This is a genomic window from Embleya sp. NPDC001921 (genome assembly GCF_053594475.1).
On the sequence record NZ_JBSFEO010000080.1, the window covers coordinates 15,651 to 29,504 of the forward strand.

The 13,854-nt window shown below is 70.6% G+C and carries 15 protein-coding genes; 11 read left to right on the forward strand and 4 right to left on the reverse strand.

The genetic code is table 11. The features are described from left to right. Positions 1–61 precede the first annotated feature (61 nt). From ACWCPW_RS48490 to ACWCPW_RS48525, 8 genes are all read left to right on the forward strand, one after another. On the forward strand, positions 62–1,069 hold the full coding sequence (locus tag ACWCPW_RS48490; protein WP_449768055.1) for an ABC transporter permease: 1,008 nt from the start codon (positions 62–64) through the stop codon (positions 1,067–1,069). After that, positions 1,069–2,169, forward strand: coding sequence for an ABC transporter ATP-binding protein (locus tag ACWCPW_RS48495; protein WP_449768056.1), 1,101 nt, complete (start codon positions 1,069–1,071; stop codon positions 2,167–2,169). Before ACWCPW_RS48490 ends, ACWCPW_RS48495 begins: the two co-directional genes overlap by 1 nt. A 44-nt stretch (positions 2,170–2,213) precedes the next feature. Further along, the gene (locus ACWCPW_RS48500; RefSeq protein ID WP_449768057.1) at positions 2,214–3,602 is read left to right on the forward strand and encodes an ABC transporter ATP-binding protein; all 1,389 of its coding nucleotides are present in this window, start codon (positions 2,214–2,216) and stop codon (positions 3,600–3,602) included. A gap of 48 nt (positions 3,603–3,650) precedes the next feature. Next, on the forward strand, positions 3,651–4,313 hold the full coding sequence (locus tag ACWCPW_RS48505) for a trimeric intracellular cation channel family protein (RefSeq protein ID WP_449768069.1): 663 nt from the start codon (positions 3,651–3,653) through the stop codon (positions 4,311–4,313). Positions 4,314–4,539: 226 nt separating this feature from the next. Beyond that, positions 4,540–4,782 carry a hypothetical protein gene (locus tag ACWCPW_RS48510; RefSeq protein ID WP_449768058.1) on the forward strand — a complete coding sequence of 81 codons (243 nt, stop codon included), beginning with the start codon at positions 4,540–4,542 and terminating at the stop codon, positions 4,780–4,782. A 13-nt stretch (positions 4,783–4,795) separates the two neighbouring features. Continuing rightward, a complete protein-coding gene (locus ACWCPW_RS48515; protein ID WP_449768059.1) occupies positions 4,796–5,983 on the forward strand; it encodes a cysteine desulfurase family protein in 1,188 nt (395 codons plus the stop codon). A gap of 213 nt (positions 5,984–6,196) precedes the next feature. Further along, positions 6,197–7,309: a tRNA 2-thiouridine(34) synthase MnmA gene (mnmA, locus tag ACWCPW_RS48520; protein ID WP_449768060.1), complete on the forward strand. Its 1,113-nt coding sequence runs from the start codon at positions 6,197–6,199 to the stop codon at positions 7,307–7,309. A gap of 582 nt (positions 7,310–7,891) precedes the next feature. After that, positions 7,892–8,692 (forward strand): DUF6585 family protein, encoded by an 801-nt coding sequence (locus ACWCPW_RS48525; protein ID WP_449768061.1) that lies wholly within the window; start codon positions 7,892–7,894, stop codon positions 8,690–8,692. 60 nt (positions 8,693–8,752) lie between these two features. Here ACWCPW_RS48525 and ACWCPW_RS48530 read toward each other — a convergent pair whose 3' ends face one another. Beyond that, entirely contained in the window at positions 8,753–9,949 is a 1,197-nt protein-coding gene (locus ACWCPW_RS48530; protein WP_449768062.1) for an amidohydrolase family protein, read from the reverse strand. A gap of 219 nt (positions 9,950–10,168) precedes the next feature. Beyond that, complete coding sequence (locus tag ACWCPW_RS48535) at positions 10,169–10,393, reverse strand: hypothetical protein (protein ID WP_449768063.1); 225 nt, start codon at positions 10,391–10,393, stop codon at positions 10,169–10,171. 129 nt (positions 10,394–10,522) lie between these two features. Here ACWCPW_RS48535 and ACWCPW_RS48540 point away from each other — a divergent pair, with 129 nt between their 5' ends. The 3 genes from ACWCPW_RS48540 (at position 10,523) to ACWCPW_RS48550 (ending at position 12,371) form a co-directional block, all read left to right on the forward strand. Beyond that, positions 10,523–11,218, forward strand: coding sequence for a helix-turn-helix domain-containing protein (locus ACWCPW_RS48540; RefSeq protein WP_449768064.1), 696 nt, complete (start codon positions 10,523–10,525; stop codon positions 11,216–11,218). Positions 11,219–11,342: 124 nt separating this feature from the next. Next, on the forward strand, positions 11,343–11,537 hold the full coding sequence (locus tag ACWCPW_RS48545; protein WP_449768065.1) for a DUF397 domain-containing protein: 195 nt from the start codon (positions 11,343–11,345) through the stop codon (positions 11,535–11,537). 411 nt (positions 11,538–11,948) lie between these two features. Beyond that, on the forward strand, positions 11,949–12,371 hold the full coding sequence (locus ACWCPW_RS48550; RefSeq protein WP_449768066.1) for a VOC family protein: 423 nt from the start codon (positions 11,949–11,951) through the stop codon (positions 12,369–12,371). Positions 12,372–12,466: 95 nt separating this feature from the next. Here ACWCPW_RS48550 and ACWCPW_RS48555 read toward each other — a convergent pair whose 3' ends face one another. Together ACWCPW_RS48555 and ACWCPW_RS48560 are read right to left on the reverse strand one after the other, a co-directional pair. Beyond that, positions 12,467–13,177, reverse strand: a complete 711-nt coding sequence (locus ACWCPW_RS48555) for a hypothetical protein (protein ID WP_449768067.1) — start codon at positions 13,175–13,177, stop codon at positions 12,467–12,469. Continuing rightward, positions 13,174–13,704 carry a SigE family RNA polymerase sigma factor gene (locus ACWCPW_RS48560; RefSeq protein ID WP_449768068.1) on the reverse strand — a complete coding sequence of 177 codons (531 nt, stop codon included), beginning with the start codon at positions 13,702–13,704 and terminating at the stop codon, positions 13,174–13,176. The genes ACWCPW_RS48555 and ACWCPW_RS48560 overlap by 4 nt, the downstream gene beginning before the upstream one ends. Between the last annotated feature and the right edge of the window lie 150 nt (positions 13,705–13,854).

Genomic DNA, 13,854 nt, shown 5'->3' on the forward strand with positions numbered 1-13,854 from the left:
CGTCAGTTCCGGTGCGGGGAGTGGTGATCCCGCTCCCCGCACCGGACCGGGTCGCCGGCTCATGATTTTCTATCTGCTCAGGCGGCTGGCGGGAGCGGTGGTGCTCCTGTTGATCGTCACCATGGCGGTCTTCGCCATCTTCTTCCTGATACCGCGTCTGGGAGGCGCCACAAGCGACCAACTCGCCGCGCGGTACGTCGGCAAGTCGCCCAGCCCGGAGGCGATTTCGCAGGTCAAGCACAGCCTCGGGCTGGATCGGTCGGTGCCCGAGCAATACGGCAAGTTCGTCAAGGGCATGGTCGTCGGCAAGGACTACGACACCGGTGTCCGCAAGGTGCACTGCGCGCCGCCGTGCCTGGGCTTCTCCTTCCGCAACAACCTGGAGGTGTGGCCGCGCCTGCAGGACCGGATCCCGGTCACCCTGTCGCTGGCCGCCGGCGCCGCGGTGATCTGGTTGGTCGTCGGCGTGTCCATCGGCGTGGTCTCGGCGCTCAAACGCGGAACCCTGTGGGACCGCTTCTCGATGGGCTTCGCGCTCGCGGGCGTCTCGCTGCCACCGTTCTTCACCGGCCTGGTGGCGCTGGCGTTGTTCAGTTATCAATGGCCCATCTTCAAGGGCGTGCACTACGTGCCGTTCTTCGACAATCCGGGAAGCTGGGCCTGGAACCTGGTCCTGCCCTGGCTGACCCTGGCGTTCCTGTACGCGGCCCTGTACGCCCGGCTCACCCGGGCCGGCATGCTCGAAACGATGAGCGAGGACTACATCCGTACCGCGAGAGCCAAGGGCCTGCGGGAGCGGGACGTCATCGTCAAACACGGGCTGCGCGCGGCGCTCACGCCGATCCTGACCATCTTCGGCATGGACGTCGGTCTGCTGCTCGGCGGCGCGATCCTGACCGAACAGGTCTATTCGCTGGACGGCATCGGCAAGTTCGCCGTCGAGGCGATCACGCAACAGGACCTGCCCGAAGTGCTCGGCGTGACGATGATCGCCGCCATCTTCGTGATCCTGGCAAATCTCGTCGTGGACCTGCTCTACGCGGTCGTCGATCCCCGGGTGAGGACCTGATGCCCCGTCTGCTACCGCGCCGCAAGCGGGACTCCGCGGCCGAAACAACCAAGCTCGCCCCGGCCGGACCACCGCCGGCCCCCGAGAACTTCCTCGAAGTGCGCGGCCTGACCGTGCACTTCCCCACCGACGACGGCCTGGTACGCAGCGTCGACGGCGTCGACTTCGCGCTCCAGCGCGGGCGCACGCTGGGCATCGTCGGCGAATCCGGCTCCGGCAAGAGCGTCACGTCGCTGGCGATCATGGGCCTGCACGGCAACACCAGTGCCCGGATCGGCGGCGAGATCTGGCTGGACGGCCAGGAGCTGGTGCGCTCCACCGCCGAGCAGGTGCGACTGATGCGCGGTCGCCGGATGGCGATGATCTTCCAGGACCCGATGTCCTCGATGCACCCGTACTACACGGTGGGCCACCAGATCATCGAGGCCTACCAGGTGCACAACGAGGTGACCGGCAAGCAGGCCCGCGCCCACGCGGTGGAACTGCTCGGCCGGGTGGGCATCCCGCGCCCGGACCGGCGGGTGGACGACTATCCGCACCAGTTCTCCGGCGGCATGCGCCAGCGCGCGATGATCGCGATGGCGCTGAGCTGCGACCCGGAACTGCTGATCGCGGACGAGCCGACCACGGCGCTGGACGTCACCGTGCAGGCCCAGATCCTGGACCTGATCCGGGACCTGCAAAGGGAGTTCGACTCCGCCGTGGTGATGATCACGCACGACCTGGGCGTGGTCGCCGAACTCGCCGACGACGTGTTGGTGATGTACGCCGGTCGGGCGGTCGAGCACGGACCCTCGCGGACCCTGTTCGAACAGCCCCGACACCCGTACACGTGGGGCCTGTTGGGCTCGCTGACCCGGCTCGACCGGGAGCGCCAGGCACGACTGATGCCGATCAAGGGCAGCCCGCCGAGCCTGATCTCGCTGCCCTCGGGCTGTGCGTTCCGCACCCGCTGCCCGTACGCGGACCACAACGACGGGCGGGAGAAGACCGAGGTCCCGCAGCTCGTGGAGATCGAGCCGAACCACCGCACCGCGTGTCACCTGGACCTGGGGGAGCGCGAGCGGATCTGGACCGAGGACATCAGGCCGCGCCTGTGAGCGGGACGGCGAACGCGAAACCGGATGGGCACGTGGCCGGCCACATGGGTGGGACAGGGAACGGGAACGCTGAAGTGACCGAGGGCGCCCGAGCGGGAGACGACGTGAAAGCTGCGCAGGCCGCCGAGGCGGGAGCCGCGTCCCCGGACGCGCGGGAGCGGGATGTGCTGGTGCGCGTGCGCGGGCTGCGCAAGCACTTCCCGATCCGATCCGGGATGACCCGACGCCGGGCCGGCACGGTCAAGGCGGTGGACGGGCTGGACTTCGACATCCGCGAGGGCGAGACACTCGGCCTGGTCGGCGAGTCGGGCTGCGGGAAGTCGACCACCGGGCGGATGGTGATGCGGCTGCTCGAACCCTCCGAGGGCACCATCGAGTTCGGCGGACGTGACCTCACCAAACTCTCGCGTGGTCAACTGCGGCCGCTGCGACGCGACTTCCAGATGATCTTCCAGGATCCGCAGTCCTCGCTGAACCCTCGGCACACCGTCGGCACCATCGTCGGACTGCCGTTCCGGTTGCAGAAGGTCACCCCCGAGGGCGGGATCAAGAAGGCCGTGCAGGAGTTGTTGGAGCTGGTCGGGCTCAGCCCCGAGCACTACAACCGCTATCCGCACGAGTTCTCCGGCGGCCAGCGGCAACGCATCGGCATCGCCCGCGCGCTGGCGCTGCGGCCCAAGCTCGTGGTCGCCGACGAACCGGTCTCCGCGCTGGACGTGTCGATCCAGGCGCAGGTGGTCAACCTGCTGGACGACCTGCAGAACGAGTTCGGCCTGACCTATCTGATCATCGCGCACGACCTGTCCGTGGTCCGGCACACCAGCGACCGGGTCGCGGTGATGTACCTCGGCAAGATCGTCGAGATCGCCGACCGCGAGGACCTGTACAGCTCGCCCAAGCACCCGTACACGGTCGCGTTGATGTCGGCCGTACCGGTTCCGGACCCGGCCCGGCGGGAGACCCGCGAGCGCATTCTGCTCAAGGGCGACGTGCCCAGCCCGATGGACCCGCCGCCGGCCTGCCGGTTCCACACCCGGTGCTGGAAGGTGCAGGACATCTGCAAGACCCGGGAGCCACCGTTGGCCGAGGTGGCCGGGCGGCATCAGGTGGCCTGCCACTTCCCGGAGAACATGCCGACGGGGGAGGGCGCGGGCGAGGCGGTGGAGTTGGTGAAGCCGGCGGCGACCGAGCCCGTGGCGCCGGTGCCGGCGGCGCGCGAGCCGGCGGAGGCCGCTCCCGCGGAGGCCGCTCCGGCGGTGGAGGGCGCGGCGCCCGGGGCGGAGGTCGCTTCTTCGGAGGCGGCTTCGGAGGCGGGTTCCGACGCGGCTCCCGAGGCGGCCCGAGAGGCAGCTCCGAAGGCGGCTCCGAAGGCGGCCCCGGATCCGGCGGAGAAGCCCGATGGGAAGGACACACCGCCCACACCGGCCCCATGAGCATCGGCTCGTTCCGGGCGGTGTAGAACATCCGGTATGTCGCCCGAGGTGCCGCCCGAGATCTACCACCACACGCTCCAACAGGTCCTGGACCTGATCGGCATCTTCGTGTTCGCGGCGGCCGGCGCGCTGATGGCCGTCCGGAAGAACTTCGATGTCATCGGGATCGTCCTGCTCGCCGAGGTCACCGCCCTCGGCGGCGGGGTGATCCGGGACGTGATCATCGGCGCGGTGCCCCCGGCGGCGTTCACGGATCTGGGCACCTTCTCCACGCCGCTGCTCGCCGCCGGGCTGGTCTTCTTCCTGCATCCGCAGGTCGAGCGGATCATGTCCGCGATCGACGTGCTGGACGCGGCCGGGCTCGGACTGTTCTGCGTCACCGGCACCGCGAAGGCGTACGCGTACGGGCTGAATCCGATCCCGGCGGCGGCGCTCGGGGTGACCACTGCCGTCGGCGGCGGCGCGATGCGCGACGTACTGGCCCGAGAAGTGCCCACGCTGCTGCGCTGGGACAAGGAGATCTACACCTTCCCGGCGCTGCTGGGCGCGGGGATCACCGCCGCGCTGATCGAGTTCGATCTGTTCGGGCCGGTCACCGCCACGGCGGCGGTGGCCTTCGCGTTCCTGCTCCGGGTACTCGCGCTCCGGCGCGGCTGGCGGGCGCCGCGCGCGTGGCACCGGAACTCGGGCACCAGCGCCGAGGAGGGTTGAGCCCACGGCGGTCCGCGCGGCGGGGTCCGCCCGGCCATGCACGCCGGGTCGGGTATGTCGGGCTGGGTACACCGGGTCGGGTAGGTCGGGCCGGGTATGCCGGGCTGTGCGGGCCGGGTCGCGTACGCCCGCTCGTGTCCCCTCTCCGGGAGCCGGGACGGCTTCGCCGACCGGGGCCCGGCGGCTCGGTCGGCGGGCGCAATGCCACCACTCGTAAGAGTGGACCGTGCCCAACCCGCCCCGGCACGCGTTGCACCAGGATGTGTGGGAGATCCAGCAGCCGTTGACCTACGACCACCGGCCGAGACAACCAGACCCGAAGGAGGGGAGCCGGCGTCGGCGACTCGTCGCGTACCTGCGCGCCGCGCGGCCGGCCTGGCGCCTGTGGCTCGGCCGATTCCTGCCCGGAGGGCCGCGCTACGGACGGGTGTACGGCCGCCCGCGCCGGCGCCCACGCGTACCCGACTAAGCTGCACAGTGCGATGGCCTACTTCGATCACGCGGCGACCACCCCGATGCGCCTTTCGGCAATCCGGGCGATGACCGTACAGCTTGCCCACCTCGGGAATCCGTCCTCGTTGCACGCGTCCGGGCGGCGCGCGCGCCGCACGGTGGAGGAATCCCGCGAGTCGCTGGCCCATGCGCTGGGCGCGCGACCGAGCGAGATCGTCTTCACGGCGGGCGGCACCGAGGCCGACAACCTCGCGATCAAGGGCATCTACTGGTCCCGGATCGCGGCGGACCCGGCACGGCGGCGGATACTGGTCAGCCCGGTGGAGCATCACGCCGTGCTCGACCCGGTGCTGTGGCTGGAGTCGGCCGAGGGCGCGGTGGTCGAGTGGCTGGACGTGGACGCCGACGGGCGGGTGCAGCCGCGGACGCTGCGGGCGGCCATAGAGCGCGATCCGGCGTCGGTGGCCCTGGTGTCGGTGATGTGGGCCAACAACGAGGTCGGCACGGTCGAGCCGATCGCCGAGCTGGTCGAGATCGCGCACGAGTTCGGCATCCCGTTCCACTCCGACGCGGTCCAGGCGGTCGGCCAGATCCCGGTCGACTTCGCGAGGACCGGGCTGGACGCGATGACGGTCACCGGACACAAGCTCGGCGGCCCGGGCAACTGCGGCGCCCTCGTGCTCGGGCGCGGCATGACGCCGGTGCCGGTGCTGCACGGCGGCGGCCAGGAGCGCGATGTGCGCTCGGGCACGCTGGACACCGCGTCGATCGCCGCGCTCGCGGTGGCGGCCGAGGAGTCGGTGCGCGAACAGGCCCAATACGCACGGCGGGTGGGCGCGCTGCGGGACGAACTGGTGCGCCGGATCCTCGCGGCGGTGCCGGACGCGCAGCTCAACGGCGATCGGCGACTGGACCCGGCCCATCGGCTGCCCGGCAACGCGCACTTCTCCTTCCCGGGCTGCGAGGGCGACTCGCTGTTGCTGCTGCTCGACGCGCGCGGGATCGAGTGCTCGACCGGGTCGGCCTGTTCCGCGGGCGTCGCGCAGCCGAGCCACGTGCTGCTCGCGATGGGCGCGGACAGCGCCCGGGCCCGCGGGTCGCTGCGGTTCAGCCTGGGGCACACCACCACCGAGGCCGAGGTCGCGGAACTGGCCGAGGCGATCCTGCCGGTGGTCACCCGAGCCCGTTCGGCGGGGTCGGTGACGTCGCGGCACTAGGGCCGCGACCGGGTCGGGTTTCGGCTTGGGTTCGGTCGGGTTTCGGCTCGGGTTCGGTCGGGGTCGGGTCCGCTGCGGGTCGGGTTCGGCTTCGGGTGATCGCGCGGGAGGTCGCGCGGGAGGTCGCGCGGGTGGGGGTCGGCCGGCGGGTCGGGTGCGGGCCGGGTAATCCCCTCGGGAGTCGGCGGGGTGACCACGTACTCTTGAGGCGCTATGTCTGATCACACGCTTCCCCCTGCCAACGGCCGCCGCCTCCGGGTGCTCGCCGCCATGTCCGGCGGGGTCGACTCCGCCGTTGCCGCCGCGCGAGCGGTCGAGGCCGGACACGACGTGGTCGGTGTCCACCTCGCGCTCTCGGCGAAACCCGCGACGCTGCGCGAGGGCGCCCGAGGGTGTTGCACGATCGAGGACTCGCGGGACGCCCGGCGGGCCGCGGACGTGATCGGCATCCCGTTCTATGTGTGGGACATGGCCGAGCGCTTCCGCGAGGACGTCGTGGACGACTTCGTGGCCGAGTACAAGGCGGGCCGTACGCCCAACCCGTGCCTGCGCTGCAACGAGAAGATCAAGTTCGCGGCGCTGCTGGACAAGGCGCTCGGGCTCGGCTTCGACGCGGTGTGCACCGGGCACTACGCGCAGATCGTCGAGCACCCGGACGGCTCGCGCGAGCTGCACCGCTCGGTCGACATGGGCAAGGACCAGTCGTACGTGCTGGGTGTGCTGGACACCGAGCAGCTCGCCCACGCGATGTTCCCGCTCGGCGGCGACACCAAGGGCGACGTCCGTGTGGAGGCCGAGCGGCGGGACCTCGCGGTCGCGCGGAAGCCGGACAGCCACGACATCTGCTTCATCGCCGACGGCGACACACAGGGCTTCCTGGCCAAGCACCTGGGCACCGAGCGCGGCGACATCGTGGACGCGAGCGGCACCAAGCTCGGCGAGCACGACGGCGCCTACGGATACACCATCGGCCAGCGCAAGGGCCTGCGGATCGGGCACCCGGCGGCGGACGGGAAGCCTCGCTACGTGCTGGACATCTCACCGGTGAACAACACCGTCACGGTCGGCCCGATCGAGGCACTGGACGTGGACCGCCTCGTGGGCATCCGCCCGCGGTGGTGCGGTCCGGTCCCGGTCGGCGAGGTGGCCTGCACGGCCCAGGTCCGAGCACACGGCGAGGAGACGCCGGCGATCGCGGAAGCGGTCGGCGACGAGATCCGCGTGCGGTTGGCCGAGCCGATCCGAGGCATCGCCCCGGGCCAGGCCGTGGTCCTGTACGACGGCACGCGGGTGATCGGGTCGGCGACGATCGACGGGACGGCTTAGGGGCCGGGTCGCGGGTGCGGCCGGGTGAGCGGTCAGGGTCGCGGGGGGTGCGGGGCGGGGTGGCCGGAGTCGTGTCCCGCGGCGTTGCCGCTTGTTGGGCGACGTCGTCGCCGGCTCGCGAGGCACCGCTTTTTTGCTCCCCGCTACGCTCCTCCGCAAAAAAGCGGTGCCTCGCTCGTGACTTCGTGTCCCTGCGCTTCGCTCCGGGGCACGAAGTCAAAACTTGCGGCTCCGCCGCTCTCCGCGCTTCGCGCGTCGATCACCGGGGTGGGCGGGGTCGGGGGCGCTGACGCGCCCGGGCGCGACCGGGTTCGGCGACCCGGGGAAGGCCCGACTCGTTCCCGCAGCCAGTCCACCAAGCCGCGGGCAGCCACACCGGGGGCCGCGGGGCCGGAGCGGGCTCCCTCGGTGCCTGTGAAACCCCAACCTCCGCACCGGAGGCAACGAGTGGAGCGGGTGGGTACACATCCCAAGCCGCCTCAATCGCAACCGCCACGCCACTCGTCGAATTAGAGTGGCCCTTCGCCGTCTGGCCTTGGGGGGCTTGTGTCGGATCGTGGGTCCACCTCTGTTCCGTCCGCCATGCGCAGAGTCGCGCTGGACTTCGAACTCGGACCGCGCCGGGGGCTGGTGTGGACCGAGCCCAAGAGCTTCCCGTGGATCGTGGTCCTGCTGCCGGCGCTGGTCGGGCTGGTGGTGCTCTGGCTGGGGATCTCGTTCGCCGTGGAGGACCAGCGAACCGAAGGCGCCTGGTACTACTCGCTGCCGCTGCTCATTCTGGGGGCCGTCATATTCGGTGCGGCCGGGTACTTCCTCTTCCTGGCGCTCACCAGACGGCAGGCGCAGGTCTGGGTGGGCCACTACGAGCACGGCATCGTCCGGGAGGTCGCCGGGCGGGTGCCGGAGCCGTACACCTGGGACGAGATCGACGGCATCCGGCGGCGCAGCGCCAAGGTGACGAACGGGATCACCAGCGCCACCGTCCACGAGCTCCGGGTGTCTCCGCGTGAGGGCGACGAGATCGAAGTGAGCGATGTGTACAAGGGGGCCGCCCGGTTCGCCGACGAGCTGGACAAGGCGTTCACGCGGGTACGGCTGCCGCAGGACCGGGACCGGCTCAAGGCGGGCGAACGGGTCGACTTCTTCGGGGCCCATCTCGATCCCGGCGGCGTCGGGTGTCTCGATCAGTGGCTCGACTGGCGCGAGGTCGACCGGGTCACGGTGAAACAGGGTTGGCTGGAGATCCATCGGCGCGGCGACAGGAAGCCGTGGGCCACGCTCCCCGCGGAGGCGGTCCTGAATCTGTCGGTCTTCGTGGCCCTGGCGACGAGGATGCGCCAGGAGGCGTCCGGGAATCGGTCGCGGTCGGGCGATCCGGTCTGATTCGGTGCAGGTCGGTGCTCCGGCGGCGGCTCCGGATCATCGAGTCGAAAGCGGAACGGCCTAGGTGAGGTCCGCCCAGGTGCCGCCGACCATGACCGCCGTGACGGCGGTGAGCGTGTCGATGCGGTCGAGGGGGTCGCCGTCGCACAGCAGCAGGTCGGCGTCGTGGCCGGCGCGGAGTCGGCCCTTGCGTCCGCCGAGGCCGACCGCGTCGGCGGCGACGGAGGTGGCCGACGCGAGGGCCTCGGCCGCCGAGACGCCGCCGATGACCAGATCGGCGATCGCCTGTGGCAGGCTCCCGTGCGGCTTGGCGGCGGTGATCCCCGAGTCGGCTCCGGAGACGATGCGGACCCCGGCCCGGTGCGCGCGAGCCACGTGGGCGAGCCGGACCTCCCGGGTCGCTCCGATGCGCTCCAGCAACTCCCGTACCGCCGGCGGCGGGAGCGCGTCCGGGTCGGTACCGAGCGTGGGACACACGGCGATTTGCCGCTCCGCGAGTCGGTGCAGCAGGTCGTCGGAGATCTCCACGCCCCGGTCGGTCAGGCACGTGCAGTGCTCGATGCCGTCGGCGTGCGCGGCGAGAGCCTGTTCGACGGCGGGCAGGTTGTGTGCGTGCACGGTCACCGGCAGTCCGGCCGCGTGTGCCTCGTCCACGATCAGACGCAGTTCCGGCAAGGTGAATTGACAGTGCATCACGTCGGTACCCGGGGTCATCGTGCCGCCACTGCCCATGACCTTGACGACGTCCACACCACGCTCGGCCCGCTCCCGAACGGCCGCGCGCAGTTGATCAGCCCCTACGGCCTCGCTGCCGAAGCGCCAACAGTGCCCCTTGGCACTGGTGATCGGCGGCCCGGCGGCCAGGATGGTCGGCGTGGGCACACCGTCCGCCCGATCGCGCCGGCGCAGGACCGACCAGTCGCGGTCGCCCAGATCACGCACCACGGTTACTCCGACGGCCAGTTCGCGCCGTAGCGAGTCGGTGATCACGGCGTCGAGTTCGTCGGGGGAGTAGTCGGGCAGCCGGTCGAGCGCACCGTCGCGACTGTCCCCGCCGAGGTGGCTGTGCAGGTCGAACAGGCCGGGGAGCACGGTCGCCGTGGGGTGTTCGACCAGACGCCAACCGTCCGGGATCGGGGATGCGCCGGACTCGCCGGACTCCAGCCCGATGATGCGACCGTCCTTCACGAAGACGGACACCGGTCCGGGAAGCGCTCGTTCGCCGTCGAAGGCGCGTGCGGCTCGGATCACCAACATGTCGTTCCCGTCCCTTCGGGTCGGTCCCTGGGACAGCACCCTAGTCGCGAAATACCCGGAAAGCCCGGACCGTCGACGGCGAACGGGGGCCGGGCCCGACGTCTGCGGCCCGACCCCCTGCCGCGCACCGGGCGCCCGTCGGCGGCCGGCCTGCGCGGTGGCCGCCGCACCGGCCCCATGGCCGGGCGGCGGGTCGTGCGCCCCGCGGCGACGGGTCGTTCACCGCATCGGGCAGTCCGGCGAGCACGTACACGGCGGATTCGTGCTCGGCCACGGGTCACGCGAGGAACGCTTGTGGAGTTGGGGCGGTACGACGACCCGCGTGCCGTCCGGCCCCACCCAGTACACGGCGATCACGATGCCGCTGCCGGGCGGTTCCGGGAATGGATCGCCCTCGGTGGAGGCGAGTTGGGATGTGGCGGACGCCCCGCGAAGGTTGGCCATGTCGATGCGCCTTTCGTCGGCATGCGGACTCATTGCTGCTGTTTGTACGCCAAGCGTGACGGCGGGCCTTTACGATCGGCAGGGGCCGGGGATTGACTTCGTTCGCTTTCAACGCTCTATGGGGGCAATGTGTCCGCCGCCACCGAACTGGACCCCTCGGCGTCCGTACTCACGTTCTATGCGACCGAGTTCAGGCGCGAGCGCGAGAAGATCGGGATGACGCAACGCGCAATGGCCAAACGAGCCTGGATGGCGCCATCGCTGCTCAACAAGATCGAGTCGGCCAAGCGGTTGCCGACGGAGGACCTCTCGAAGCTGGCCGACGAACTCTTCGGAACGGGCGACCGGTTCCAGCGGCTGTGGCCGTTGGTCATCCGGTACGCGTACCCGGCGTGGTTCAGGCCGTTCGTCGAACTGGAGGAAGCGGCTTCGATCATGCGGTCGTTCCAGGTGCAGGTTGTGCCCGGGCTGCTTCAGACGGAGCGGTATGCCCGGGCGATCCTGGCGGCTGGACGCCTGGACTTGAAAGAACTGGATGAACAGGTCAGCGCTCGCCTGCAACGCCGGCGCATCTTTGAACGCGAAGACGCTCCCGAGTTCCGCGCAGTGTTGGACGAGAACGTATTGCGCCGCGTCTGGGGTGGACGTGACGTGATGCGGGGACAGCTCGAACGCGTCATTGAGCTTGCCGAGCAGCCCCGCTTCGTGATTCAGGTGATCCCCTACGAATCCGGGAGCCACGCTGGGGTTGGCGGGCCGTTCGCAGCGCTTACGCTGGACGAAGGACCAGACGTGGTCTACGTGGACGGATTCTTGCAAGGGTAGATCCTGGCAGGTCCGGCGGATGTGAAGGCGGCTCAGCGCGTTTACGATCTTCTGGTTGCCGAGGCCCTTTCGACCACGCGGTCAATCGACCTGATCGCCTCCGTGTTGAAGGAACTGTGAGCCCATGATCACAAACGCAAGCACGCCCAAGCGTTGGCGCAAGAGCACCTACAGCAGCAACAACGGCGGCGACTGCGTCGAGGTCGCCGACGGCTTCGCCGCCATCCCCGTCCGCGACAGCAAGGCCCCCGCCCTCGGTCACCTCACCATCGCCCCCGCCTCGTGGTTGGCCCTGCTGAACCGTGTACGCAGGTCCTGACGAACCAACGCAACCGAGCCCAGGCCCGGGCGCCTTCAGGCGTAACCGGCCTGGGGTTCGGTTGCGTTGTCGTTCGGCGCGCTGCTGTGGGTGCGGCCCCGAGCAGCGGTCAGTCGGCGGATCCGGCTTCCCGGATACTCCAGGACAACGGTGACCGGAGGGTCGAACGCACGGACGTCGTCCGGCCCCGTAGGGGACGTGCGTCCCGGCGCGGAGCGGCTGCTCGACCGTGGCTGCGGAGCGCCGGGCAACCCAGCCGGCAACCGGGCACGGCCGGCCCCGCGATCCTGCGTCTCTCGGTCGGTCTTGTCACCACCGCTTGGCGCCGGTGCCGAGAAATTGTCGAGCCGAATCGCTCGCTTTGGTGTTCGGTAGGGGTGTTCGGTTCCTTCTCCAGCCTTGGGAGATCGCGTGGGTTCCACCATCCGGCACATCACCTTCGATTGCGCTCCGCCGCACGAGCCCTATGAACTCGCGCGGTTCTGGGGGCAAGTGCTCGATCTTCCGGTGGACGCGGACGACTCGCCCGGTGACGACGAGGTCGGTCTGGACACGCCCGCCGGACAGTTGACGCTGTTGTTCGTGCGGGTGCCGGAGGCGAAGACGCTGAAGAACCGGGTGCACCTCGACCTGGAGCCCGGACGTACGCGCGAGGAGGAGGTCGAGCGGGTGCTCGCCCTCGGTGGCGTGATCGTCGACGACCGGCGCAAGCCGAACGGCCGGGGATGGGTGGTCTTCGCGGACCCGGCCGGGAACGAGTTCTGCATCGAGGCGAGTGAGGCGGACCGCGCCGCGGTGCTGGAACGCGAGCGGGCGGCGGCCGAAGCGCGGTGAGGTGGCCCGCGATGCTCCTTCGGGTCGACCCCCGCCGACCCCCGGCCTGACGAACCACCCGGCTGCGCCGCCCGTTTCCGGCCGGCGCAGCCCCGTCACAGGTCGACGGTCGGGTCGGTCAAGGACGTGTGGGTGAGGAATGAGCCGTCGGCGGTGTAGACGTCGGCGCCGTCGGGCGTTTCGGGTGTGGTCGTCGGGAAGTGGGTCCGGTCCGTGGGTACTTCGAGGTAATACGCGAACCAGCCGGGCTCTCCGGCGAGGGTGAGGGTTTGGGCTTCGAGGGTCCGGCCGTTCACGGTGACGAACACTCGGCCCACCGGGGCGGCGCCTCGGTAGGCACCGGTGTACAGAGTCGAGGCGGGGCCCCGGAAGACACGCAGATCGACGTCATCGGGGTGAGACCTCGGGTCGAAGACCGCCTCCCCGTACTGGTTGCCGGTGGGTTCGGTGTTCGACACGAAGTGGTAGCCGTTCGAGGTGAGCCACATGCCGTGCCGGAAGCCGGTGTCGACGCGCTGGTCGGGGGCGACCACGAGTGGCTGCACGGTGGGTGGCGGGAGGGGTCGACGGGTCGGTTCCGGCGCGACGGCCGACCGGTGTGTGGAGGGCGAGGAGTCGAGCACGCCGCCCAGGCCCAAGCCCAGCACGCCGAGCGCGACCACCGTCGTGGCCAGGCCGGCGGCCCGGCGCCGGGTGCGCAGCGCTCGGCCACGGCGCATCGTGGCCTCGACCGGCGCGGCGCCCACCGGGGCCCGGGCGGCGGATTCACCGAGCATCGCGCGCAGCACGTCGTGGTCCTCGTTCACCGGGCTTCTTCCTTCGTCAGCGCGTGCGTGTTCCGCAGACCGTGCAACGCGCCGTCCTGGCGCAGCTTGGCCAGCCCCCGGGAGATCTGGCTCTTTGCCGTGCCCAGTCCGACCCCGAGGGCCGCGGCGACCTCCGCCTGCGACATGTCCTCGAAATAGCTCAGCACCACCGCGGCGCGTTGCCGGGCGGGCAGGCGGGCGAGAGCCGTCAGCAACACGTCGCGGTCGGCGAGCCGGCCGGTTCGGTCCGACGCGGCAACCTCCGGTACGCGGGCGGTGATCCACTCCCGGACGCGGCGTCGCCGATGCCGATCGGTGTGCACGTTGACCATGATCTGCCGTACGTAGCCGTCGATGTTCTCGCTGCGTCGGACCCGCTCCCACTTCGCGTAGACCCTGGCCAGCGTGCTCTGGGCGAGGTCCTCCGCGTCGTGGTGGCCGCCGGTGAGGAGAAACGCGGTGCGCAGCAGGTGCGACCAGCGGCTGGTCATGAAGTCCCGGAACTCCGCGTCCTTCGTGGTGTTCAAGCGATTCCTCAACTGGATGGCCCGGCCGCGCCGGAGATCGGACGGCGTGCCGGTGCCTGTACCTCATCGCCGAGGCCCCCACCCTCGGTGCGGGCGAGCCCGCCGACCTCGACGACCGTGTGGCCGTCGGGGCCCTCCACCGCGCGCACC